A 25,310-nucleotide genomic window follows, 5' to 3' on the forward strand; every position below is an offset into this window, starting at 1 on the left:
CCCACCATGGGCGCAAGCATGAGCGTCGGGCCCGGAGGAGGCAGCTTGCGTAACCACGTAGAGCCCGCGAATCCCACCATGGGGGCACCGTGACCGAAGCCGAGATCATCGTCCAGGGTGCGCCGGAGGTCGCCGCCACCGGACGACGCAAACTGGTACTGCGCCGGTTCCTGCGCAACAAGCCCGCCGTCGCGGGCGCGATCACGCTGGTGGTGCTGTTCATCGTCAGTTTCGCATTGCCGCCGTTCCTGCCCTACGACTATCAGCAGCTCGATTACACCGCACTGCTGAAACCACCGAGCCCGGAGCATCCGTTCGGCACCACCCAGATCGGCCAGGACGTACTCGCCCAGACGCTGCGCGGACTCCAGAAATCGCTGATCATCGGATTCTGCGTGGCGATCATCTCCACCACCATCGCCGCGCTGGCCGGTGCCATCGCCGGACTGCTCGGCGGCTGGACCGATAAGGCCATCATGTGGCTGGTCGACCTGCTGCTGGTGGTGCCGAGCTTCATCATCATCGCCCTGTTCGCACCGCGCACCAAGGGCAGCGGTTCGATCGCGCTGCTGATCGTGCTGCTGGCGCTGTTCGGCTGGATGATCAGCGCGCGGATCGTGCGTGGGCTCACGCTGAGCCTGCGCGAACGCGAATTCGTCCGGGCCGCAAGGTATATGGGTGCGCCCACCCGGACGGTGATCATCAGCCATATCGTGCCGAACATCGCTTCGATCCTGATCATCGACACCACCCTCACCGTTGGCGCCTCGATCATGGCCGAAACCGGACTGAGCTTCCTCGGCTTCGGCGTGCAACCGCCGGATGTCTCGCTCGGCTCGCTGATCGCCTCCGGCACCAAATCCGCGCTGACCTACCCGTGGCTGTTCCTGTTCGCCGGTGGTCTGCTGATCATCACGGTGCTGTGCGCGAATCTGGTGGGTGACGGGTTGCGCGACGCGTTCGATCCGAGCGCCAAGCGGGCCCGGTCGCGGAAGGCGAAGGCAAAGGCATGACGGATACTGCCGGGACGACGGCCGAGAAGACTTCGCTGGAGAAGAACTCCACCGCACCGCTGTTGGAGGTCACCGATCTGCGGGTCTCCTTCCCCAGCGAGGAGGGCAGGGTCGATGCCGTGCGCGGGGTCGACTACACCGTGTCCGATCGGGAAGTCCTCGCGATCGTCGGCGAGTCCGGGTCCGGTAAGTCGGTGTCCTCGCTCGCGGTGATGGGCCTGCTACCGGAACAGGCCAGGATCAACGGGTCCATCCGGTTGCGTGGTCGTGAACTGCTCGGACTCGGCGACAAGCAGCTGTCCGCATTGCGCGGCAGCTCGATCAGCATGGTGTTCCAGGACCCGCTCTCGGCATTGACGCCGGTGTACCGGGTGGGTGATCAGATCGCCGAGGCGCTACTGGCGCACGGTTCGATGAGCAAGTCCGATGCGGCGAAACGGGCCGTCGAACTGCTCGAACTGGTGGGTATCCCGGACCCGCAGATGCGTGCGAAGGCGTTTCCGCACGAGTTCTCCGGTGGTATGCGTCAGCGCGTGGTCATCGCGATGGCCATTGCCAACGATCCGGCGCTGATCATCTGCGATGAGCCGACCACCGCGCTCGATGTCACCGTGCAGAAGCAGATCCTGAACCTGCTGCGCAAGGCGCGCGATATCACCGGCGCCGGCGTCATCATGATCACCCACGACATGGGTATCGCCGCCACTCTCGCCGATCGGGTTGCGGTGATGTACGCGGGCAAGATCGTCGAAACCGCCACCACCGCAGAGCTGTTCAACGCACCCCGGATGCCGTACACGGTCGGCCTGCTCGGTTCCATCCCGCGGATGGACGGCCCGGCCCGCAGCCCGCTGATCCCCATCGTCGGGGCGCCGCCCGCCATGCACGCCCTACCGCCAGGCTGCTCATTCGCACCGCGCTGCCCCATTGCCATCGATGACTGCCGCACCGCCGAACCGCCGTTGGAACGTATTGCCGCCGGACATTCCGCCGCCTGCATCCGCACCGCCGAGGTCGGGTCGACGGAGCTGTTCGAGGCCTATCGCAGCGAGATCACCGAACCCGAGGCCGTCGCCGAACCGGATACCGAGGTGGTGTTGCGGGTCGAGGACCTGGTCAAGACGTTTCCCATCACGTCGGGAGTGGTGTTCCGCCGCCGCAAGGGCGAGGTCCGCGCCGTCGACGGCATCAGCTTCGAGGTCCGTAAGGGCCGCACACTCGCGCTGGTCGGTGAATCGGGTTCCGGCAAATCCACCACACTCACCCAGATCCTGGATCTGGTGCGCCCGGAATCGGGCCACATCGAGATCATGGGCAGCGATGTCGCCACCCTGACCAAGGCCCGCAGGCGCGAGATCCGCCGCAAGATGCAGATCGTCTTCCAGGATCCCACCGCCTCGCTCGATCCACGGCTGCCGATCCACGACGCGATCGCCGAACCGCTGCGCATCGACGGCCGCCCACGCGCCGAGATCACCCGCCGGGTCCCCGAACTGCTCACCCAGGTCGGGCTGCGCCCCGAACACGCCGACCGCTATCCCGCCGATTTCTCCGGCGGCCAGAAACAACGCATCAGCATCGCCCGTGCCCTCGCCCTCGACCCGGAACTGCTCGTCCTCGACGAACCGGTCTCCTCCCTCGACGTCTCCATCCAGGCGGGCGTGCTCAATCTGCTGCGCGATCTGCAAGCCGAACGCGGACTGTCCTATCTGTTCGTCTCCCACGACCTGTCCGTGGTGCGCAATCTGGCCCACGACATCGCGGTCATGTATCGCGGCAAGATCGTCGAATCCGGACCGGCGGAGCAGATCTTCGGCAACCCTGAACACGAATACACCCGGTCACTGATCGACGCGGTACCCGAACCCGTCGTGAGCCGATAGGAGGTTTGCCGTGCGGATACACTCCCTCGGTTCACGTTTGGCCATCGCGGCCCTCGCGACCGGTCTGGTGCTTTCCGGGTGTTCGAATTCCGACGATCCGGCGCCGGGCGCCGAGGTCGCCGAACTCGGCACCTCCAACGACATCAATCCGCGCGATGTCTCCGAGCTGCGTGACGGCGGCAATCTGCGGTTGGCGTTGAGTTCGTTCCCCGAACAGTGGAACGCGCTGAATATCGACGCCGACGGCGAGGTCGCCTCCGTCGAACGCCCGCTGATGCCGCGCGCTTTCAACACCAGCGCCTCGGGTGAACTGTCGCTCAACACCGACTACTTCACCGGTATCGAACTCACCGGCACCGACCCGCAGCGGGTGGTCTACACCATCAACCCGGAGGCGGTCTGGTCCGACGGCACGCCGATCACCTGGGAGGATCTGCGCTCACAGGCCGCGGCGTTGAGCGGGACCAACCCCGAATTCCTGATCAAGATGACCTACGGTTTCGACCGGGTCGAGAAGGTCGAACGCGGTGTCGACGACCGGCAGGCCATCATCACCTTCAAGGAGCATTACGCCGACTGGCAGGGCCAGTTCGCCGGTGAGGGCTTCCTTTTCCCGGCCTCGGTGACCAGCACGCCGGAAGCGTTCAACAAGAGCCAGCTCGAGGCGCTCGGCCTCACCGCCGGACCGTTCATCATCCAGTCCGTCGACAAGGCGCAGGGCCGTTTCGTGCTCGGCCGGAATCCGAAATGGTGGGGCGACACCCCGAAACTCGACACCATCACCTTCACCGTGCTGGCGAACGAGGCGGTGATCCCGGCCTTGCAGAACAATGAGATCGACGCGGTCGGCATCGCCTCCATCGACGATATGCGCACCGCGCAGAGCACACCGGGCGTGCAGATCCGCCGGGCGCCGGGCAACAGCTGGTCACATCTGACCTTCAACGGGGCCCCCGGCTCGATTCTGGAAGATCCCCGGCTGCGGGTGGCGATATCGAAGGCCATCGACCGCAAGGGCATCGCCGTCGCCATGCAGAACGGCCTCGTCGCGAACCCCGAACCGCTCAACAACCACGTGTACGTCCAGGGTCAGCACGGATACCGGGACAACAGCCTGCCCTTCGATCCGGAAGCCGCCGCCCGCGAACTCGACGAACTCGGCTGGAAGCTCAACGGTGACGTCCGGGAAAAGGACGGCCGCCAACTCGTCATCCGCGACGTCATGTACAACGCACAGTCCTGGGTGCAGATCGCGCAGATCATGCAGCAGAATCTCGCGCAGATCGGCGTCAAGCTGGACATCGATACCCGCCCCGGCCAGGGCCTGTTCACCGATGTCATCCAGCCAGGCGATTTCGATGCCGCGCAATGGGTGTGGTCCAGCGATGTATTCGCGCTGAAGAACCTGCCGCAGATCTACCGCTACGACCCCGACGATATGCAGGGCAATTACGGTCGCATCGGATCACCGGAGATCAACGACCTCATCGACAAGGCGCTCGCCGAACTCGACCCCGACAAAGCGATCGAGATCGCCAACGAGATCGACCGCAAACTGTTCGAGATCGGTTTCTCGCTGCCCCTGGTGCAGTCGGCGGGTAACGTCGCGGTCCGCGCAGACCTCGCCAATTACGGAGCACCCGGACTCGCGTCCTATGACTACACGAAGGTCGGGTTCGTGAAGTGAGCGAACAATCGTTGCGATCACGCACGATCGAGCAGGAAGGTCAGATCATGAGGAATCGATTGCTGCGCAGACGACTCGCGGTTCCACTGCTCGCGTTCAGCCTCATCGCGGCGGGGTGCGCCAGCGATGACAGCGGTGCCCCCGAGGGCGCCGTCGCCGAGATCGGCGCAACCAACGACATCAATCCGCATGATGTGAGCGAACTCCGGCCCGGCGGCAATCTGCGGCTTGCCGTCACCGCGTATCCGGCGAACTGGAATTCGCTGTCCAATGACGGCAACGAATACGATATCGGCGCTATCGAGCGACCGATGCTGCCGCGGTCCTACAAGATCGATGCCGCGGGCGAAGTATCCATCAACACCGATTACTTCACCGATATCCAGCTCACCGACACCAATCCGCAGACGGTGGTCTACACCATCAATCCCAAGGCGGTCTGGTCCGACGGCACCCCCATCACCTGGGAAGATATCGCGTCCCAGGCCAATGCGCTCAGCGGGAGGGACAAGAGCTTCCTGATCGCGAGCACCAATGGATTCGATCGTGTGGAGAAGGTCGAACGCGGTGTCGACGACCGCCAGGCGGTGCTGACCTTCAACCGGCCCTATGCCGATTGGCGCGGACAGTTCGCCGGTAATTCGTTCCTGTTCCCCAAATCGGTCACCGCGACGCCCGAAGCGTTCAACACCAGCCTCGTCGACGAGATCAAAGTGACCGCGGGCCCGTTCATGGTGCAGTCGACCGACCGCGGGCAGGGCCGCATCACGCTGGGGCACAATCCCACCTGGTGGGGCGATAAGCCTGTACTCGACACGATCACCTTCTCGGTGCTCGACAGCTCGGCGTATGTCCCCGCCCTCGCCAACAATGAACTCGACGCCGTCGGCCTCGCCACCCGCGACGATATGGAGACGGCCAGAAACACCGCGGGCGTGGCGATCCGCCGCGCACCGGGCAACAGCTGGTCACATCTGACCTACAACGGTGCACCCGGCTCCATTCTGGAGGATCCACAACTGCGGGTCGCCATCGCCAAGGCCATCGACCGCCAGGGCATCGCGACCGCCGTGCAGAACGGGCTGGTGGAGAATCCGAAACCGCTGAACAACCACATCTACCTGCAAGGTCAGCACGGATATCAGGACAACAGCCTACCGTTCGATCCGGAAGCCGCCGCCCGCGAACTCGACGAACTCGGCTGGAAGCTCAACGGCGACGTCCGGGAAAAGGACGGCCGCAAGCTCGAAATCCGCAATGTCATGTACAACGACGACACCTGGGTGCAGGTCGCGCAGATCATGCAACAGAATCTCGCCCAGGTCGGCGTGAAGATGAATATCGAGACCAAGCCGGGCCGTGGCTATTTCACCGATGTCATCCAGCCCGGCGACTTCGATGTCGCGCTCTGGGTCTGGGTCGGCGACCCGTTCCCGTTCGGCAGCCTCAACCAGATCTACGCCTACAACCCGGATGATCTGCAAGGCAATTACGGTCGCATCGGCTCGCCCGAGCTGAACGCCTTGATCGAGCAGACCATCTCGGAGCTTGATCCGCAGCAGGCGATCGAGCTGGCCAACCAGGTCGATCAGCAGATCTGGCAGGAAGGGCATTCACTTCCACTGTTCCAGTCGGCCGGAAACGTCGGCGTACGTGCCGATCTCGCCAATTACGGTGCGGCGGGCCTGGCTTCGCTCGACTACACGAAAATCGGCTTCCTGAAGTGATCCGCGGATCAGGCCGGACCGAACATCCGCTGGCCTATCCGCTCACCGTCACCTTCGGCGCCCTCGCGGTGATCACCGCGTGGGCGCCGTTCGCCGATGTGGACCAGCTCAGTGCGCTCGCCGCAGTCGCGGTGGGGATCGTCGGGTACGCCGGGGTTCGGATGGCGCGGGCGCTCGGGTGGCTCGGTAGTGGGATAGGGGCTCGGGAGCGGTTGGCGGTGCGGCGGGTGCGGCAGCAGCATCGGCTGATCAGCCGATCGTGGCTGGAGTTCACGCAGGGTCGCGAGACCCGCTGGCTTCCGGTGTATTTCGATCCCGCGCTGATCACCTTGACCGAGGCGACGGCCGAACTCGACGAGCGGGCGATCACCGTGAACGGAGTCCGGCTCTACCCATCGGGCCGGGTGCGCGATACCGAGCCAGCGGGCCGCCTGATCGACAACCCTTCCCGCCCCGATCCCGATGCCGTTGCCCAGGCGAATGCGGCCGCCTCGCCCTTCCGACGGCTACTCCTCGACGCACAATCCATCGTCGCGGCCCCATTCGCCGCCCTGTTCTGGATCTACATCGACGGCGGCGGCATCCCCGCCTTCACCGCCGCCACCTGCGTCGCGGCCGCCACCGCCCTCTGGCTCTCCGCCATCCGCGGCTCGGACCCGAGCTGAAGTAGCCCGTTCGCGTCGACGCCCACGGCGCATCCTGCTGGGCGGGCGGCGCGGTCACGTCGATCGACAGGCGTATCCGAAAGTTCATGCCCGTTTAGAAGCCGCGCGCCGAATAGCTGGCAAATTGGTCTGACCACTTGACCTCCTTACCTATGTGGCGCACAGTGAGGTATGGCGTTGCAACCTGTGGTCAAGCGGTCGGTGTCCGGTGATGTGTTCGAGCAGATCGCCGGTGATGTGCTGAGCGGTGAGTTGGCGCCGGGGACGGCGTTGCCGAGTGAGCGGCAGCTGGCGGAGGCGCTCGGGGTGTCGCGGCCCGCGGTGCGGGAGGCGTTGCAGCGGCTGGCGGCGGCGGGGCTGGTGTCGGTGCGGCAGGGGGATGCGACGACGGTGCTGGACTATCGGCGTGGGGCGGGGCTGGAGGTGTTGCCGCGGCTGCTCGTGCGGTCCGGTGCGCTGGATCCGGCTGTGGCGCGCAGCATTCTGGAGGCACGGTTGCACAACGGTCCGAAGGTGGCCGAACTCGCCGCCGCGCGGCATCCGGCGGAATCCGGCGCGCTGGCCGGCACGTTGAACGGCCTGGTGGACGCGATAGCCGCCGAGGCGGATCCGGTCGCACAGCAGCGGATCGCGCTCGAATTCTGGGATCACATCGTCGACGCGGCCGATTCGATCGTATTCCGACTGATGTTCAACATGCTGCGCGCGGCGTACGAGCCCGCGCTCGCGGCGCTCGCCCCGGTGATGTCGGCCGAGGTGGGCAATGCCGACGGGTACCGCACCCTGACCGCCGCCATTGTCGCGGGCAGACCGCACGAGGCCGCCGAGCAGGCTCGGGCGCTGCTCGAACCGGCGACCAACGCCCTGATCGTTGTCCTCGACGGGCACTGAGCACATTTCCTTGGAGTAGCCATGACCACCGAACCCGATTCGATCGACACCACCGCGCGCGCCCTGGTCCGCCGCGATGAACGCGCAGTGCGTCGCGGCCTCACCCGTCGCGCGGCGGCCCGCGAATTCGTCCGGCATCCCTCGCCGTGGCTGATCGGGATCACGCTGGTCGCGGCACTGGTCGGGCGGATCATGGTGGGCGACTGGCAACTCACCGACGCGCTGGTTCCCGCCGCCATGCTGGCCGTCTTCCCGATCTTCGAATGGGTCGTGCATGTCACGGTGTTGCATTGGCGCCCACGCAAGGTCGGCCCGATCGCGATCGATAGCGAACTGGCGCGCAAACACCGTGAGCATCATGTGGATCCGCGCGATATCCCACTGATCTTCATCCCGACGAAGACGCTGATCGTGCTGGTCGTGGTCCTGGTCGCGCTCGCGCTGCTGGCCTTCCCGCGCCTCGGCCTCGGCCTGACCTTCCTGCTCACCGTCACCACGCTCGGCCTCGGTTACGAGTGGACGCACTATCTCATCCACACCGACTACAAGCCGAAACATTCGCTCTACCGGGCGATCTGGCGCAACCACCGCCATCACCACTACAAGAACGAGCACTACTGGTTCACGGTCACCAGTTCGGGTACGGCCGACCGCCTGTTCGGAACCTGCCCCGATCCGGCCATGACGCCGACCTCGCCGACGGCCCGCCGCCTGCATTCGGCCTGAACCAGCGCCCCCGACAGCCCGTTCGAGCAGGTCGGCCCGGATAACCGAGCCCCGTGATCGAAGCGTGGCTCATCGCCCGCTACCCCATATCGAACAGCTCTGCGCCGACACCTCCGCGGTGTCGGCGCAGTCGTTTGTGGCCCGAGCCTTGACATCTCAATACCCTAGGGGGGTATGGTACTGCGCAGTTGATACGGCTTCCGGGAAGGAAGGGACCTCTCATGACTACGCAGACCAGATCCACCACGAAGAAGTGGTGGGCGCTGGCGGTGATCGCCGCCGCACAGTTCATGGTCATCATGGACACCTCGATCATCGGCATCGCACTACCGAAGATGCAGGCCGAACTCGGTTTCTCCCAGGAGAATCTGACCTGGGTCTTCAATGCCTATGTGATCGCCTTCGGCGGTCTGCTGCTGCTCGGCGGCCGACTCTCGGATCTGGTCGGCGCGCGCCGGGTATTCGCCGCGGGCTGGGTGGTGCTGCTCGCCGGTTCGGTGGTTGCGGGCGCCGCGGGCACTGTGGCCACCGAGCTGGCCGGACGCGCCATCCAGGGCGGCGGCGCTGCCCTCATCGCGCCATCGGCACTGACACTGCTGATGATGCTGTTCGGCTCGTCGCCACAGGAGCTGACCAAAGCGCTGGCGGTCTACGGCGCCGCGGCACCGGCCGGCGGCACCGCGGGTGTGTTCCTCGGCGGTGTGATCACCGAATACATCAGCTGGCCTTGGGTTTTCTACATCAATGTGCCGATCGCGATCCTGGCGCTGATCGCCGTTCCACTGCTGATGCCTGCCGCGCCCGCCCGCTCGGGTTCGGTGGATCTGCTCGGCTCGGTCACCGTCACCGCGGGTCTGGCCGCGGCGGTCTACGCGATCGTGCAGGCGCCGGAGGTCGGCTGGGCTTCGGGGCAGACATGGGGCGTGCTCGCGGTATCGGCGGCACTGCTGGCCGGATTCGTCTATCTCCAGTCGCGTCGCAGTGAACCGTTGATGCGCCTGGGCATCTTCCGCGCACCGAATCTGGCCGCCGCCAATATCGCACAACTACTGCTCGGCGCGGCCTGGGTGCCGATGTGGTTCTTCCTGAACCTCTACCTCCAGCAGGTGCTCGGCTACAGCGCATTCCCCTCGGGCGCCGCACTGCTGCCGATGACGACGCTGATCATGCTCGGCATGGTCGTGCTCGCCCCGCGGGCGATGCAGCGCTTCGGCGCCAAGCCGATGATCGTGACCGGTCTGCTGGTGCTCGGCGCTGGCCTGGCGATCATGTCGCTGGTGCGGCCGACCGGCAATTTCTGGGTCGACGTCCTCCCGGCGTCATTGGTGGCGGCCGGTGGCATGTCGCTGGCGTTCATACCCTCGCTGGGTACCGCCATCTCCGCGGCGCGTCCCGAAGAGGGCGGCCTGGCCTCCGGCATCGTCAATGTCAGCTACCAGGTGGGCTCGGCCATCGGCCTGGCCGCCATGACCGCGGTCGCGGCCGCGTTCGGCGCCGATCAGGCCGGTGACCTGCCGGAACTGACCAACGGGTTCGCCGCGGCCTTCCTCGGCGCCGCCGTCATCGCTGTCGCGGGCGCCGGTATCACCGCCGCCATCATGCGCTCGCCCGCACCGGAGGGAGTCGCCGCCGGGAATTGACAAGTTACCCTAGGGGGGTATGGTAAGAACCACGTTCGACGGATCGTCCGTCACCGAGAAGGAGAGAACTCGATGAGCACCACCACCGCGACCATCACCGGGATGACCTGCGGCTGCTGCGTCAACAAGGTCCGCGACAAGGTCGGCGCCCTGCCCGGCGTCACCGACGTCGCCGTCGACCTGGACAACGGCACGGTCACCGTCGACGGCGCACCCATCGAACGCGAGGCCCTCGCCGCGGCCGTCAGCGCGGCCGGTTTCCAGCTGGCCGACTGAATCCATCCACAGCAATCCACAACCACTACCTGGAAAACGGAGCCTCCCGATGAACACAACCACCAAGTTCGCCGGATTCGCCCTCGGCCTCGCGGCGGTCTTCGGGATCGCTCTCGGCGTCGGTGCCGCGGTCGGTCCGGAACCTGCCGATCCGGCCGGGCACGACACCGCGCACCCGGCCGGATCCGCCGCCACCGGCGGATCCGGCTCGGCCGAACTGCCGGGCGGACTGCTCGCGAGCGAGAACGGCTACACGCTCACTCTGGACAACGCGACGACCACCGCCGCCGCCGACACCCAGCTGCGATTCCGCATCCTCGACGACCAGGGCGCACCCGTCACCCGATATGTGCGATCGCACGACAAGGATCTGCACCTGATCGTGGTCCGCCGGGATATGGCCGCCTTCCAGCACGTACACCCGGTCCTGGACAGCGCGGGCACCTGGAGCGTTGCGCTGAACCTCGCGCGGGCCGGTGAATACCGCGTCTACGCCGACTTCACGCCCGAAGGCGGCGAAGCGCTGACCCTCGGCGCCGATCTGCGGGTCGCGGGCCAGTACGACGCACAGCCGCTGCCCGCACCGGCGACCACCGCCACGGTCGGTGAGTACACCGTCACCCTCGACGGTGCCCTCACGCCGGGTCAGTCCGCGAAGCTCACCCTGTCGGTCAGCCGCAACGGCCAGCCCGTCTCCGACCTCGAGCCCTACCTCGGCGCCTATGGTCATCTGGTCGCATTGCGCGCCGCCGACCTCGCCTACCTGCACGTTCACCCGGAGGGCGAGCCCGGCGACGGCGTCACCGCCGCGGGCCCCGGCATCACCTTCTACGCGACGGCGCCGACCACCGGCGATTACCGGCTCTTCCTCGATTTCCAGCACGAGGGCGCGGTGCGGACCGCCGAGTTCACCGCGACGGCCGCACCGGGTTCGGCCTCCGATGCGGGACACGACGAACAACCAGGCCACGGGCACTGACACGCCCCCGTAGCCCGTCCGAACCCACCGAGCGACAATTTCCTCAGCAGCACAGAAACGGAGCGACCCATGACCACCGTGACACAACCACCAGCCACCGGGCAGGTCGAATTGGTGATCGGTGGCATGACCTGCGCGTCCTGCGCCAACCGCATCGAGAAGAAGCTCAACAAGCTCGACGGCGTCACCGCCACGGTGAACTACGCGACCGAGAAGGCCCGCGTCGACTTCACCGGCGACATCTCCCCCGACGAGCTGATCGCCACGGTGGAGCAGGCCGGATACACCGCCGAACTGCCCGCACCGAAGGCCGAGGCGGCCGAGGCCGCGCCCGCCGATGACGATCCGACCGCCTCGCTGCGCACCCGGCTGCTGGTCTCGCTGGTGCTGACCGTCCCGGTGATCGCCATGGCGATGATCCCGGCCTTGCAGTTCACCAACTGGCAGTGGCTCTCGCTCACCCTGGCCGCGCCGGTGGTGGTGTGGGGCGCGCTGCCCTTCCACAAGGCGGCGTGGACGAATCTGCGCCACGCCACCGCCACCATGGACACGCTGGTCTCGATCGGCACGCTCGCCGCGTTCGGCTGGTCGATCTACGCGCTGTTCTGGGGTACGGCGGGCACGCCGGGTATGACCCACCCGTTCGAATTCACCATCTCCCGGATGGACGGGTCCGGCAGCATCTACCTCGAGGCCGCGGCGGGCGTCACCACCTTCATCCTGGCCGGACGCTTCTTCGAAGCCAGGTCCAAGCGACGGGCAGGGGCCGCGTTGCGGGCACTGCTCGAGCTGGGCGCGAAGGAAGTTTCGGTTTTGCGCGCGGACGGTGAACAGCGGATTCCGGTGGAGCAGTTGGTCGTCGGCGACCGGTTCGTGGTGCGGCCCGGTGAGAAGATCGCCACCGACGGCGTGATCGTCGAGGGGTCCTCGGCGGTGGACGCGTCCATGCTGACCGGCGAGTCGGTCCCGGTCGAGGTCGGTCAGGACGACACGGTGGTCGGGGCGACCGTCAATGTCGGCGGGCGGATCGTGGTGCGCGCCACCAGGATCGGCTCCGATACCCAGCTCGCGCAGATGGCGAAGCTGGTGGAGGACGCGCAGACCGGTAAGGCGCAGGCCCAGCGGCTGGCCGACCGGATCTCCGGTATCTTCGTGCCGATCGTCATCGCGCTGTCGGTGGCCACGCTCGGTTTCTGGCTCGGTACCGGCGGTGCGATCGCGGCGGCGTTCACCGCGGCGGTGGCGGTGCTGATCATCGCCTGCCCGTGCGCCCTCGGGCTGGCCACGCCCACCGCGCTGATGGTCGGCACCGGGCGCGGCGCCCAGCTCGGCATCCTGATCAAGGGACCGGAGGTGCTGGAATCGACCCGCCGGGTGGACACCGTGGTGCTGGACAAGACCGGCACCGTCACCACCGGCAAGATGACCCTGCTCGACGTCATCGCGGCCGAGGGCGAGGACGCCGATGAGGTGCTGGCCCTGGCCGGTGCGCTGGAGGATTCCTCCGAGCACCCGATTGCCCAGGCCATCGCCAAGGGTGCGCGGGAGGCTGTCGGTGAGCTGAAGCCGGTCGAGGGGTTCGCCAATATCGAGGGCCTCGGTGTGCAGGGTGTGGTGGACGGTCGCGCGGTGATCGTCGGCCGGGCGCGGTTGCTCGCGGACTGGTCGCAGCCTCTCGGCGTGGATCTCGAACGGTCCATGGCGGCCGCCGAGGCCGAGGGCAAGACCGCGGTCGCGATCGGCTGGGACGGTAAGGCTCGCGGGGTGCTGGTTGTCGCCGATGCGGTGAAATCGACCTCGGCGGAGGCCATCACCCAGCTGCGTGCGCTCGGCCTGACCCCGATCATGCTGACCGGTGACAATGCCGCCGCCGCCCGCGCGATCGGTGATCAGGTGGGCATCGATGAGGTGATCGCGGAGGTGCTGCCGCAGGACAAGGTCGACACCGTGCGGCGGTTGCAGGCCGAGGGCAAGGTGGTGGCCATGGTCGGCGACGGCGTCAACGATGCTGCCGCACTGGCTCAGGCCGATCTCGGTCTGGCGATGGGCACCGGCACCGATGTCGCGATCGAGGCCAGTGATCTGACCCTGGTGCGTGGTGATCTGCGGGCCGCCGCGGACGCGATCCGGCTCTCGCGGCGCACCCTCGCCACCATCAAGGGCAACCTGTTCTGGGCTTTCGCCTACAACGTGGCCGCGATTCCGCTGGCCATGGCGGGCCTGCTGAACCCGATGCTCGCGGGCGCCGCGATGGCGTTCTCCTCGGTGTTCGTGGTCAGTAACAGCCTGCGGCTGCGCAACTTCCGCTCCACCGCGCGGTAGGGGCACAGCGACGAATGGGCGGGACGGCGATCGGCCGTCCCGCCCATTCGTGTCGAATCGTTGTGAACAAGAAGTTCAAAGGAATCAGAGAGCGGATGACGGGATTCGAACCCGCGACCCTCACCTTGGCAAGGTGATGCGCTACCAGCTGCGCTACATCCGCATTGCGCGATATCGGCTCGGAGTGGATATCCGCTCGGCGTCATCGTGCGACGCCAAACTTTAGCGGTAAGGCGCGTCTGCTACCAAACCGGCTTGTCACCGGGTGTCTTTCGCCGGTGAAGGTCTACTGCTGGTCGGCGTTGTTGCGTTCGGCCCGTGCGGCCGCCTTCGCCGCGGCTTCGGCGGCGTCCATGGCGTCGGCCTCCTCCAGCGTGGGCGCGGAGCCGCCGAGTCGGGCCGGGACCCAGTAGGCGCCGGGTTCGTGCTGGTAGTCGCGCTGCACCTCGAGCAGCATGCGCTGCATGGTCTCGCGTAGCCGGGCGGTGAGGTCGGCGGCCGGTTCGTAGGGCTGGATGGGTTCGCCGACCGCGATGGAGATCGGGGTGTTGGTGCGGCCGAGGCGCTTCGGGAAGCCCTTGGTCCACACCCGCTGCGCGCCCCAGATGACGATCGGGATGATCGGCACATCGGCTTCGATGGCCATGCGCGCCGCGCCGGATTTGAATTCCTTGATCTCGAAGCTGCGGCTGATCGTCGCCTCGGGATACACCCCGACCAGTTCGCCGCGACGCAGATAGTCGAGGGCGGCCTGATAGGAATCCGCGCCCGCGCCGCGATCGACCGGAATATGTTTCAGCGCCCGCATGATCGGGCCGGAGATCTTGTTGTCGAAGACCTCTTTTTTGGCCATGAACCGGATGTAGCGCTTGGGCGTGCGCACCGGAAGTCCGGCGTAGGTGAAGTCCATGTATCCGGTGTGGTTCACCGCGAGAACGGCGCCACCGGACGCGGGGATGTGTTCATCGCCGGTGACGGTGAACTTCAGACCTTCAACGAAGAAGACGGTACGGGCCAGGCCGATGATCGTCCGGTAGACGGGTTCCACAATTCCGCTAGCGTAGTCGCTGCCCGTCCGATCCGGCAGTGCGCCGCGATAACACGTTCGGCGCAGCGACCCGCCGTCCGCTCCGCGTGCGGTCCGGGTGCGCGCGCGGCGACCGGTGCGCACCGCGTCGGCGGTGGTCGGGCGATCGGCCAACGCACGTCCTGTCACAGGCACGAAGAAAGGTGATCGTCGAAGTGGAACGCGTCGAGCAGATGTCGCAGGTACCCCGCCGTAGCGCCTCGAACGTCACTCGTCCCCGCTCGACGACACATCCGGCGGGCTCCGACGCCGATCCTCGACGCAGGACCGATGGTGCGACGACGTTCCGGGGGCGGGCCGCCACGGTGGCGCGTCCCGTCGTGATCGGCCTGGCGGTCGCCGGTGCCGTCCTGCTCACCGGATGCGATTCGGCGGTGGGCATCCCCGGCGACGATCCGGCCACGACCACCCCCGTGACAACGCCGCCCGCGGCGATCCCGGCGCAGACGCCGCCCGCACCGCCCACCCCGCCGGTTCCGGCCGACGCTCCCCCGGTGGGCGCGGTGCCCGGACTGCCGGCGGCGGCGCCCGCGATGCAGCGCTGGGCCGTCGACCTGGAAACCCGCACCATCGCACAGTTGCAGGCCACCTGCTGGACGCTGCCACCGCTGACCGTCGCGGAAATGTACGCCGACCCGCAGCCGGTGCTCGCGGCGTTGGCCCAGCCGGGCACGGCCACCGACGACGTCGTCACCTGGCGTGGTGCGGGCACCACCGTCACCGTCGAGCGAGCCGCGCTCGACTCCGGGTACGCCTGTCCACGGGTATACCCCGCAGGCGTCGAACCCGGCTACGACGATGCCGACGCCCGCCACACCGTGCGCCGCTATCTGGCCCGGCTCACCGGCGACCCGCTGGATGCGGCCGATCAGGAAGGCACCCATCCGCTGCTGTGCCCGGCGACTCCGGCGACCTGGGATCCACAGGGCACCGGAAGCCCGGTGCGCGCACCGCTGGCCGACAATCCCGGACAGCTGACCGGCACGACCGCCTTCGCCGATCAGCAGATCAACTCATCGCCGCTGCGTGCCGGATATGTCCGGGTCCAGGTGCCGGTCACCAACTCGTCGGGTGTGACGCAGAACCGCACCTTCACTCTCGGTGAGGCCGCAGACGGCTACTGCATCGGGGACGTTTCCCCGTAACGACTACCCTGGACGACCGGCTGACAGTACGGAAACACCGCGGTTCAGGAGGAATAGGCTCGTGCAGATCACCAGCGTCGGACATGCGGGTTTCCATATCCAGACGACGGCCGGATCGATCCTCTGCGATCCCTGGGTGAATCCCGCCTATTTCGCCTCCTGGGTCCCGTTCCCGGACAACACGCAGCTCGATTGGGACGCGCTGGGCAACTGCGATTTCCTCTACGTCTCCCATCTGCACCGCGACCACTTCGACGCCGAGAACCTCGCCGCCCACGTCAACAAGGACGCCACCGTCCTGCTGCCGGACTATCCGGTCCCGGATCTGCGCCGGGAGCTGGAGAAACTCGGTTTCCACAAGTTCTTCGAGACCGAGGATTCGGTCAAGCACACGGTGACCGGGCCCGGCGGCGATCTCGAGATCATGATCATCGCGCTGCGGGCCCCCGCCGACGGCCCGATCGGCGACTCCGGACTCATCGTTTCCGACGGCGAGACCACCTGCTTCAATATGAACGATGCCCGCCCGGTGGATATGGACGTGCTGCACGACGCGTTCGGGCACATCGATATCCACCTGCTGCAATATTCGGGCGCCATCTGGTACCCGATGGTCTACGACATCCCCAACCGCACCAAGTCGAATTTCGGTAAGCAGAAACGGCAGCGCGGTATGGACCGGGCCCGTAGCTATATCGAACAGGTCGGCGCGACCTGGGTGGTGCCGTCGGCCGGGCCGCCGGTCTTCCTCGACGAGGAGCTGCGCTATCTCAACGACGACCGCGGCGACGAGGGCAACATCTTCCCCGATCAGATGGTGTTCCTCGAGCAGATGCGGATCCACGGCAACGAGGGCGGGATCCTGATGATCCCCGGTTCGGTGGCCGAGGTGCACGGCGGCGAACTGGCCCTGACCCACCCGTTCGATCCGGCGGAGATCTACGACGACAAGGCCGCCTATATCGAGCGGATGGCCGAGCGCATGGCGCCGGTGATCGCTGCCGAGAAGGCATCCTGGGCGACCGGCGAGGGATCGCTGCTGGAACCGCTGAAGGCGCTGTTCGAGCCGATCATGGTGCAGAGCGACCTCATCTGCGACGGCATCGGCTATCCCGTCGGCCTGGTGATCGGCGAGGAAACCGTGGTGCTGGACTTCCCGAAGCGCCTGGTGCGCGGCCCGATCGAGGGCGAGGGCAAATACCGCTACGGCTTCCGGATCGCGCCGGAGCTGGTGCGCACCGTACTGCGCGATAACGAGCCGGACTGGGTGAACACCATCTTCCTGTCCACCCGGTTCCAGGCGTGGCGCATCGGCGGCTACAACGAGTTCCTCTACACCTTCTTCAAATGCCTCACCGATGAGCGCATCGCCTACGCCGACGGCTGGTTCGCCGAAGCCCACGACGATTCCGCGTCCACCGAGCTGGCGGGCTGGGAAGTGCAACGCCGCTGCCCCCACCTCAAGGCCGACCTGTCCAAATTCGGTGTCGTCGAAGGCAATACGCTCACCTGTAATCTGCACGGCTGGCAGTGGGATCTGGAATCCGGGCGCTGCAAGACCTCCAAGGGGCATGAGCTGCGCTCGCGCAAGCTGGTCTGAGCGCGCACGGCGGATCCCGATCGCCGGGGCCCGGCTCGCAGCGGGCCGGTTGCGGGCCCTGGACCATAGGGGGTCGACGGCGGCACCGGATCGGCGGCCGGGTCAGGTCGGCCGTTCGGTACGCCTGCCCATCGGTACGCCCGTCGCCAATGCCACCGCGACCAGCGTGAGGACACAGCCGACGACAGCCGTCATGGACAGTCCAGCGCCGGTGGGTGTGGCGATATCGAGGGCGATCGAAGCGATCAGCTGACCGGCCACCGAGGTGAGTCCGAGCAGTAGCACGCCGATCCAGCGAACGACGAGGACGGCGAGGGCGATGAACACCACGCCGATGACGCCGCCGAGATACAGCCAAGGCTCGGTCGGGAACTCGGCGGGCAGGCCCGCACCCGCGACGACCATGGCCTCGATGACGAGCAGTCCGATGAGGCCGACGGCGAAGTTGATGCCGGTCGCCGGGAACGGTCCGCCGACCGCGCCGACTCGGCCGTTCACCGCCTGCTGCCAGGCCAGACCGATACCCGCAAGCGCTGGCACGAGGATGAGCACCGCCGCGGGGACCTCGGCCAGGGCGGTCGGCGCCGAGAGCGCACCGCTCACCTGTGCGCTGCCGAGCCCGGCCAATGCCACCGCGAACACCGCGAGGACAGCGGCGCCGACGCGGCGCGACGTCACCGGAGTGCGGCCGCCCGGCGCCAACCCGAGCCGGTCCACCACCAGGCTGCTCGTCAACTGACCCGCCACCACGGCGACGGTGAATGCGGTGACCCCGAGCGCGGTGATGGTCAGGCCCTGACTCGCGACGAAGGCCGCACCGCACAGTCCGCCGAGCAATTGCCATGGCCGCAACTGCCCCGCCGCCACCGCACGCCGGATATCGCCGAGCCCGGTACGCAGCCGCCGTGAGCAGGCGAACGCCGCCGCCAATACCAGCAGACCGGTGCCGAAACTGACGACAGCGGCGGCGATTCCGTCGTGCAGCCGCGCGCCGAGCGCACCGTTGATCCGCGCCTGCACCGCCACCCCGGCCCCGATCGACATGCCGAGACCGAGCCCGAGCCGCATGTGCACCGCCACCGCGCCACCTTAACCGCGTACGGCCCGGCCACCACGGTGTGTACCGGCGAGCTTCGGCCGACCAGTAATACCGATATCGAGGACGGCAACACGCGCCCCTGCGTCGACACCATCGCCGTCCACCGCACACAGCGGAGGGCACGCGTCATCCGCTGTGGTCGACCACCCGGCTCGGCACCGACGATCGGCGCGGCAACCACGCCGGTGTCACCGCCGCGATCGCCAGCACTGCGAATCCGAGCAATGCGACCGTCGCCGACATCGACAACCACACCGTCACCAGTGCGACGAAGCCGAAGGCCATCAGCGAGACCACCTCCGACAGCAGCCCGGACACCGAGGTCACCGTGGCTCGCGCCGGACCCTCGATGGCGTCCTGGAGCCGCGCCTCGGCGACCACGGTCGCGTTGTAGACGATGCCGTACGAGATACCGAGTGCGATGAATCCCGAACCGGTCAGCACGTACACCGCCGCGGGCCACCGCACCGCGAGCCCGACCACCACCGCACCGGCGATGAACAGCACACCGGCCACCGCGACGGCGATACCCATGGTGCGTGCCCGCATCGTCTCGGTCCGGCCCGCCGTCACCGAACCGATCAGCGAGCCGACCACCGTGACAGCCACCAGCAGCGGCACCACCGCGGTCGCGACCCCCGCCTCTCCCGCCACCAGCGCGAAATACTCGTCGAAGGCGGTGATGCCGTACAGCAGGGCGCCGAGCAGAACGCCGTTGCGCACGCTCTTGATCCGGGTCGCCTCGCGCACACCGGATCTCAGCATGGACAGATAGCGTGCGATCGGTCGAGCGGTCGACCGCGGTTCTACAGCCGCTGGCTCGGCGGTTTCGTCGTCGAGTTCGTCCACCTCCGCCGTCGACACCGCTTTCGGTGCGGCGGGCAGGGTGCACGCGACGACGGTGTGCGCGGCCGCCATCGCCACACTCACCCAGCCGATCAACGGATAACCGCCGACCAGATACAGCGGGGTCGCGGCCAGGATGGCGATCAGCGCGGCGGTTTCGGTGGCCGCCCTCGAATAGCCGAGGATGCGTGGGAAGGCCGAGGGTTCACCGCGTGCGCTGAGTTCGTCGTAGAGCAGCGCCTCGAACGTCCCGGACTGCAATGCCCCCGATATGCCCCAGACCACGAACCCGGCGGCGAAGCCGAGGTAGGTCGGCAGCACGGTCCACAGCGTGAATCCCGCGGTGAGCAGCACGCCGCTGAGTATCAGCAGGCCGCGTCGCGAGACGGTATCGGCCCACGCGCCGGAGGGCACCTCGAGCAGGAACGCCGTCGCCGACCACAGGGCGAACAACGAGGAGATCTGCCCGGCGTTCAGGCCGTGGTCGGCGAACAGCAGGGCGTAGACGGCGTAGAGCGGGAAGAAGTCGCCGAGTGCGGCGAACAGCACCGCCCGTACGGTCAGCGCACGCATGCCGATCGCCTCGGCCGATCCGACCGGACCGAATCAACAGCCGTAGATGAGCAAACGCATGTGATCAGCATCGTCGTAGACGGCAACACCGGTCAAGGGGTTATCAGCCGAGCGGGACCCAGCCATTGCGATCGGCGTCGGCGCCCGGACCGACCCGACCCTGATTCTGGTTCAGATCGCTGATCAGTTCCGCGACCGGATGCGAATCGCTGTAGTGGTAGCCCTGGGCCAGCGCGAAACCGAGTTCGGTGAGCACCGCGGCCTGGTATTCGGTCTCCACGCCCTCGGCGATCACTTGCAGGTCCAGCGATTTACTCAGCGCGGCGATCACCCCGAGCAGCGGCGGCGCGGGTGAATCCGAGCGGATCGCGGCCACGAAGGACTGGTCGACCTTGATGATGTCGCTGGGCAGCGTGGCCAGCCTGCTCAGCGAGGAGTAGCCGGTGCCGAAATCATCGATGGCGATGCGCACGCCACGGTCGCGCAGCGTGTGCAGATTCGTGATGGCGGTCTGTGATTCGGCGGCGAGTTCGCTCTCGGTCACTTCGAGCACCAGCTGATCGGCGGGCCATCCGGTGCTGTTCAGGATGTCGGTGACCCGATCCGCGTACCCGGTCTCGGCCAGCTCGAGCCCGCTCACATTGACATTGAGGGTGAGATCGAGTTGGGCGAAGGTTTCCTGGAGCCGCGCGGCGTCGGCGCAGGCCCTGCGCAACACCAGTTCGTCCAGATCGGAGATGAGGTCGTATTCCTCGGCCACCCGGATCAGGCCCTCGGTGGTGACGTCGGGCTGCGCGCTCGACGACCACCGCAGCAGCGCCTCCACCCCGACCGCCTTGCCGCCGCCCTCGCTCAGGCTGACGATCGGCTGATAGTGCACATCGAGCGCGCCCCGGTCGATGGCCTCGCGCAGTTCCACCGCCAGCGGCAGCTGCCGCGAGGATTCCAGCACCGTCCGGTTGCGTCCGGCCTGCTTGGCCCGGTACAGCCCCACATCGGCGCGGCTCACCAGCAGCGAACCGGATTCGCCCGGCTGCCAGGACGTCACACCGGCCGAGCAGCCGGTGGTGACGGCGGCGCGCAGCTGTTCGGTCAGCAGGATCGCGGCCTGTTCGGTGGTGCCGGGCAGCAGCAGGGCGAAGACGTCGCCGCCGTAGCGGGCCAGCCGCTGATCGGGGGCGAGCAGTTTGCCCCAGGTATCGGCCACGCGCTGGAGGACGGCGTCACCGGCGCGGTGCCCGAGATGGTCGTTGACCTTCTGGAACCGGTCCAGATCGACCAGGACCAGCGCGAGCCCCTCCTCGGAGCGGGTGGCGTTCTCGATGGCGGTATTGAGGGCCCGATCGAATCCGCGCCGGTTCAGCAGTCCGGTCAGCACATCGATATCGGCTTGTGAGGCCATCCGGGTGAGAATCCCGACGACGACGCCGACACCGAAGGTCACCCCGGCCGGGATCAGGCCCGACCACCAGGGCAGCCCGTCACGGGTCGGCAGCACCAACAGACAGGCCGCCATGGCGAACGCGATATGCGCCATCGCCAGCGGCCAGACGAAGAACAGCGCCGCATCACAGGCCACGAACACATAGAACGAGGCGAGCGTGATCGCGCCGACCGTGTTCGGGAAGGCGTAAACGGCGATGGTGACCAGGATCGTCGCGATGGCGACGTAGCCGTGGTGGATGCTGTGCGGCAGCCGCGGACCCCAGCCCAGCAGGCTGATGCCGAGCAGTAGTGCGACCGCGGCCGCACTGCCCACCAGCGGGCGATTGCCCTCGTCGCCGGGCGCGACGGCCGTGATCACCAGGCCGAGCGCACCACCCATCACATAGAAGGCCCCCGTGGTCCTCGACATGACCATGGCCGTCGCCAACGCAGACGCGGCCCGCACCCGGGTCCGGGTATCGCCGCGAGACCCGATTCCTCGCACGACCGACAGCCTAGACAAGACCCGACCCCCCGGTTGCCACATCACAGGAATCGGACATCAGGACCGACCATGGCCGAACACGCGGGCTACTTCGGGACCGTCAACACGTCGGTACCGACGAACGGAACCAGCGCATCGGGCACCCGCACCGAACCATCGGCCTGCTGGTGGTTCTCCAGCAGCGCCACGATCCATCGGGTGGTGGCCAACGTGCCGTTGAGCGTCGCGGCGATCTGCGGTTTGCCGTTCTCGTCGCGGTAACGCACCGACAGCCTGCGGGCCTGGAAGGTGGTGCAGTTCGAGGTGGAGGTGAGTTCCCGGTAGGTCTGCTGGGTCGGCACCCAGGCCTCACAGTCGAACTTGCGGGCGGCCGAGCTGCCGAGATCGCCCGCCGCGACATCGATGATCCGGTAGGGCACCTCGATGGCGGCGAGCATCTCGCGTTCCCAGGCCAGCAGCCGCTGATGTTCGGCGTCGGCGTCCTCGGGACGGCAGTAGACGAACATCTCGACCTTGTCGAACTGGTGCACCCGGATGATGCCGCGGGTGTCCTTGCCGTAGCTGCCCGCTTCCCGGCGGAAGCACGACGACCAACCGGCGTAGCGCTTGGCGCCGCCGCTCAGGTCGAGGATCTCGTCGGAGTGGTATCCGGCCAGCGGCACCTCCGAGGTGCCGACCAGGTACAGATCGTCATCGGCCAGGTGATACACCTCGGCCGAATGCTGGCCGAGGAATCCGGTGCCCGCCATGATCTCCGGCCGTACCAGTACCGGCGGGATCATCATGGTGAAACCGTTGGCCACCGCGCGCTGCGCCGCCAGCTGCAACAGGCCCAGCTGCAACAGCGCGCCGTAACCGGTGAGGAAGTAGAACCGCGCGCCCGAGACCTTCGCGCCGCGCTCCATATCGATCAGGCCGAGCGATTCGCCCAGCTCGAGATGATCTTTGGGGGTGAAGTCGAACTCGGGCGGCGTGCCGACGGTTTCCAGCAGGACGAAATCGGCTTCGCCACCCGACGGCGCGCCTTCCTGCACGACATTGGAGATGGCGCGCTGCGCGGCGTCGAGATCGGCGTCGGCGGCGTGCTGGGCCGCCTCGGCCTCCTTGACCTTGGCCGACATCTCCGTGGCCTCGGCGAGCAGCGCCGGGCGCTCCTCCTTGCTCGCCTTACCGATCTTCTTGCCCATCGCCTTGTGTTCGGCGCGCAGATTGTCGGCGGTGGCGACCGCGGCCCGGCGCGCGGCGTCGGCCTCGAGCAGCGCGTCGACGAGGGCGGGATCCTCGCCACGGGCCTGCTGCGAGGCGCGGACGGCGTCGGGATGCTCGCGCAGGAATCGGAGGTCGATCATGGCTGACCAGCCTAGTTGGCGGCACCCCCCGGACGTAATCGGATATCGGTTCGACCCCGTGGAACGCCGCCCCTACCGCGCGCCCGGATCACCGGATACTCGCCGCGACCCCGCCCGCAGGCGCATAGTTGTTCTGTGGCCACCACTTTCGACGACACCGCAATCGACAACGCATTGGCCGAACTGGCCGCGGGCGAGAAGGTGTGGGCGAGCACGCCGTTGCGCCGCCGCCGCGAACTCCTCGACGATCTGCATGCCCGTACCGCGCGCTTCGCCGCCGACTGGGTACGGGCCGCATGCACCATCAAACAGCTCGACGAAGACTCCGCGCTGGTCGGCGAGGAATGGATGTCGGGGCCGCTGACCCTGTTGCAGGCCACCACCGCACTCGCCGAAACGCTGCGCGCGCTCGAGTCCGGACGCAGCCCGCTCGACGGCATCTCCTTGACCTCCGCGCCCGGCGGCCGGGTCGCGGTGCCGGTACTGCCGCACGGGCCCCACGACAAACTGCTGCTCAGCGGGTTCTCCGGGGAGGTATGGCTGCGGAAGGGCGTCGATGCCGAGACCGCGCGGCGTAAGGCGGGACTCGCCCAGCTCGAACCGGCCGCGACGGGCGGGGTCGGCGTGGTCCTCGGCGCGGGCAACATCATGTCGATCGCCCCGCTGGACACCCTGTACGAGCTGTACGCGAACAACCGGGTCGTGGCGCTGAAGCTGAATCCGATCACCGATCCGCTGTTCACGGTGTTCGAGATGATCTTCGCCCCGCTCATCGAACTCGGCGTACTGCGCATCCTCACCGGCGGCGCGGCCGAGGGCGGCTACCTGGTGCGGCACCCCGACGTCGCGCATGTGCATATGACCGGCAGCGCCCTGACCCATGACGCCATCGTGTGGGGCACCGGCCTCGATGCACTCGGAACGCCGACACGACCGGCGGCCGCTGCTGGACAAGCCGATCACCAGCGAACTCGGCGGCGTCTCGCCTACCATCGTGGTGCCGGGCGAATGGTCCGAGGCCGATCTGCGCTACCAGGCCGCGCATGTGGCCACCCAGCGGCTGCACAACGGCGGCTACAACTGTGTGGCCGCGCAGACCGTGGTGCTGAGCGCACAGTGGCCGCAGAAGGAGCGGTTCCTGCGCGAGCTGCGCAAGGCGATCGCCGAGGCGCCGCAGCGTCCGGCCTACTACCCGGGCAGCGATAAGCGGGTATCGGAGGCGCTGGCCTCGTATCCGGATGCCACCCGGCTCGGCCCCGGCAGGCTGCTGGTGGAAGATCTGCCCGCGGCCGACACCGCGCTGTTGCGCACCGAGTACTTCGCGCCCGTGCTCGGCGTCGTCGAACTGACCGCCACGAGCGGTGGTGAGTTCCTGTCACGGGCGGTGGACTTCGCCAATGATGAGTTGACCGGCACCCTCGGGGCGAACATCATCGCGCATCCGACCAGCATCAAACGGCTCGGTATCGCCTTCGACCGGGCGGTGGAGCGGCTGCGCTACGGCACCGTCGCGATCAACGCCTGGACCGGGCTCGCGTTCCTCACGCCCCGCGCGTCCTGGGGCGCCTACCCGGGGCACACCCTGGAGGATGTGCAGAGCGGCATCGGCATCGTGCACAACGCGCTGCTGCTCGACGATGTGGAGCGCACCGTCGTGCGCGGCCCGTTCCGCCCGGCGCCGCGTTCGGTGCTGCACGCGGAGTGGGCGCTCTCGCCCAAGCCGCCGTGGTTCGTCGACAACGCCACCGCCGCGTCCACCGGGCGCAGGCTCACCGAGTTCTACGCGGCGGGCAACCCGGCCCGGCTGCCGGGGGTGTTCGCCTCGGCACTGCGCGGGTGAGGCGACACCCCCGGTCACACGCCATAACCGAC

18 protein-coding genes, 1 tRNA gene and 1 pseudogene are annotated in these 25,310 nt (G+C 67.5%); 14 read left to right on the forward strand and 6 right to left on the reverse strand.

Annotation, left to right across the window (positions count from 1 at the left end):
• Positions 1 to 89 precede the first annotated feature (89 nt).
• From QH168_RS26065 to QH168_RS26115, 11 genes are all read left to right on the forward strand, one after another.
• Positions 90 to 1,013, forward strand: a complete 924-nt coding sequence (locus QH168_RS26065; RefSeq protein WP_280468516.1) for an ABC transporter permease — start codon at positions 90 to 92, stop codon at positions 1,011 to 1,013.
• Positions 1,010 to 2,896 carry an ABC transporter ATP-binding protein gene (locus QH168_RS26070; protein WP_280468517.1) on the forward strand — a complete coding sequence of 629 codons (1,887 nt, stop codon included), beginning with the start codon at positions 1,010 to 1,012 and terminating at the stop codon, positions 2,894 to 2,896. Before QH168_RS26065 ends, QH168_RS26070 begins: the two co-directional genes overlap by 4 nt.
• A 10-nt stretch (positions 2,897 to 2,906) precedes the next feature.
• Entirely contained in the window at positions 2,907 to 4,583 is a 1,677-nt protein-coding gene (locus QH168_RS26075) for an ABC transporter family substrate-binding protein (RefSeq protein WP_280468518.1), read from the forward strand.
• 47 nt (positions 4,584 to 4,630) lie between these two features.
• The gene (locus QH168_RS26080) at positions 4,631 to 6,310 is read left to right on the forward strand and encodes an ABC transporter family substrate-binding protein (protein ID WP_280468519.1); all 1,680 of its coding nucleotides are present in this window, start codon (positions 4,631 to 4,633) and stop codon (positions 6,308 to 6,310) included.
• Positions 6,307 to 6,975, forward strand: a complete 669-nt coding sequence (locus QH168_RS26085; protein ID WP_280468520.1) for a hypothetical protein — start codon at positions 6,307 to 6,309, stop codon at positions 6,973 to 6,975. Before QH168_RS26080 ends, QH168_RS26085 begins: the two co-directional genes overlap by 4 nt.
• A gap of 171 nt (positions 6,976 to 7,146) precedes the next feature.
• Entirely contained in the window at positions 7,147 to 7,866 is a 720-nt protein-coding gene (locus QH168_RS26090) for a FadR/GntR family transcriptional regulator (protein WP_280468521.1), read from the forward strand.
• A gap of 21 nt (positions 7,867 to 7,887) precedes the next feature.
• Positions 7,888 to 8,592, forward strand: coding sequence for a sterol desaturase family protein (locus tag QH168_RS26095; protein ID WP_280468523.1), 705 nt, complete (start codon positions 7,888 to 7,890; stop codon positions 8,590 to 8,592).
• 221 nt (positions 8,593 to 8,813) lie between these two features.
• Positions 8,814 to 10,232 carry an MFS transporter gene (locus tag QH168_RS26100; RefSeq protein ID WP_280468525.1) on the forward strand — a complete coding sequence of 473 codons (1,419 nt, stop codon included), beginning with the start codon at positions 8,814 to 8,816 and terminating at the stop codon, positions 10,230 to 10,232.
• Between the two features lie 72 nt (positions 10,233 to 10,304).
• Complete coding sequence (locus QH168_RS26105; protein WP_280468527.1) at positions 10,305 to 10,508, forward strand: heavy-metal-associated domain-containing protein; 204 nt, start codon at positions 10,305 to 10,307, stop codon at positions 10,506 to 10,508.
• Between the two features lie 49 nt (positions 10,509 to 10,557).
• Positions 10,558 to 11,487, forward strand: coding sequence for a hypothetical protein (locus QH168_RS26110; RefSeq protein WP_280468528.1), 930 nt, complete (start codon positions 10,558 to 10,560; stop codon positions 11,485 to 11,487).
• Positions 11,488 to 11,556: 69 nt separating this feature from the next.
• Positions 11,557 to 13,809: a heavy metal translocating P-type ATPase gene (locus QH168_RS26115; RefSeq protein WP_280468529.1), complete on the forward strand. Its 2,253-nt coding sequence runs from the start codon at positions 11,557 to 11,559 to the stop codon at positions 13,807 to 13,809.
• Between the two features lie 90 nt (positions 13,810 to 13,899).
• Here QH168_RS26115 and QH168_RS26120 read toward each other — a convergent pair.
• Positions 13,900 to 13,972 (reverse strand) — tRNA-Gly (locus QH168_RS26120).
• Between the two features lie 123 nt (positions 13,973 to 14,095).
• On the reverse strand, positions 14,096 to 14,857 hold the full coding sequence (locus QH168_RS26125; protein ID WP_280468530.1) for a lysophospholipid acyltransferase family protein: 762 nt from the start codon (positions 14,855 to 14,857) through the stop codon (positions 14,096 to 14,098).
• 182 nt (positions 14,858 to 15,039) lie between these two features.
• On the opposite strand from QH168_RS26125, the gene QH168_RS26130 reads away from it, so the two are divergent.
• Positions 15,040 to 16,041 carry a hypothetical protein gene (locus tag QH168_RS26130; protein WP_280468531.1) on the forward strand — a complete coding sequence of 334 codons (1,002 nt, stop codon included), beginning with the start codon at positions 15,040 to 15,042 and terminating at the stop codon, positions 16,039 to 16,041.
• Between the two features lie 61 nt (positions 16,042 to 16,102).
• Positions 16,103 to 17,641 carry a Rieske 2Fe-2S domain-containing protein gene (locus tag QH168_RS26135; RefSeq protein ID WP_280468533.1) on the forward strand — a complete coding sequence of 513 codons (1,539 nt, stop codon included), beginning with the start codon at positions 16,103 to 16,105 and terminating at the stop codon, positions 17,639 to 17,641.
• Between the two features lie 102 nt (positions 17,642 to 17,743).
• Here QH168_RS26135 and QH168_RS26140 read toward each other — a convergent pair whose 3' ends face one another.
• The 4 genes from QH168_RS26140 to serS form a co-directional block, all read right to left on the reverse strand.
• Entirely contained in the window at positions 17,744 to 18,721 is a 978-nt protein-coding gene (locus QH168_RS26140) for a DMT family transporter (protein WP_280468534.1), read from the reverse strand.
• A gap of 145 nt (positions 18,722 to 18,866) precedes the next feature.
• Positions 18,867 to 20,159 (reverse strand): MFS transporter, encoded by a 1,293-nt coding sequence (locus QH168_RS26145; protein ID WP_280468535.1) that lies wholly within the window; start codon positions 20,157 to 20,159, stop codon positions 18,867 to 18,869.
• 103 nt (positions 20,160 to 20,262) lie between these two features.
• Positions 20,263 to 22,050, reverse strand: a complete 1,788-nt coding sequence (locus tag QH168_RS26150) for a putative bifunctional diguanylate cyclase/phosphodiesterase (protein WP_280468536.1) — start codon at positions 22,048 to 22,050, stop codon at positions 20,263 to 20,265.
• A gap of 125 nt (positions 22,051 to 22,175) precedes the next feature.
• On the reverse strand, positions 22,176 to 23,438 hold the full coding sequence (serS, locus tag QH168_RS26155; protein WP_280468537.1) for a serine--tRNA ligase: 1,263 nt from the start codon (positions 23,436 to 23,438) through the stop codon (positions 22,176 to 22,178).
• A gap of 135 nt (positions 23,439 to 23,573) precedes the next feature.
• Between serS and QH168_RS26160 the strand changes: the two are divergent.
• A pseudogene (locus QH168_RS26160) lies at positions 23,574 to 25,278 on the forward strand (aldehyde dehydrogenase family protein).
• The last annotated feature ends 32 nt before the right edge of the window (positions 25,279 to 25,310 follow it).

Origin of the sequence: Nocardia cyriacigeorgica, assembly GCF_029868385.1 — a bacterium.
Taxonomy (GTDB): domain Bacteria; phylum Actinomycetota; class Actinomycetes; order Mycobacteriales; family Mycobacteriaceae; genus Nocardia; species Nocardia cyriacigeorgica_F.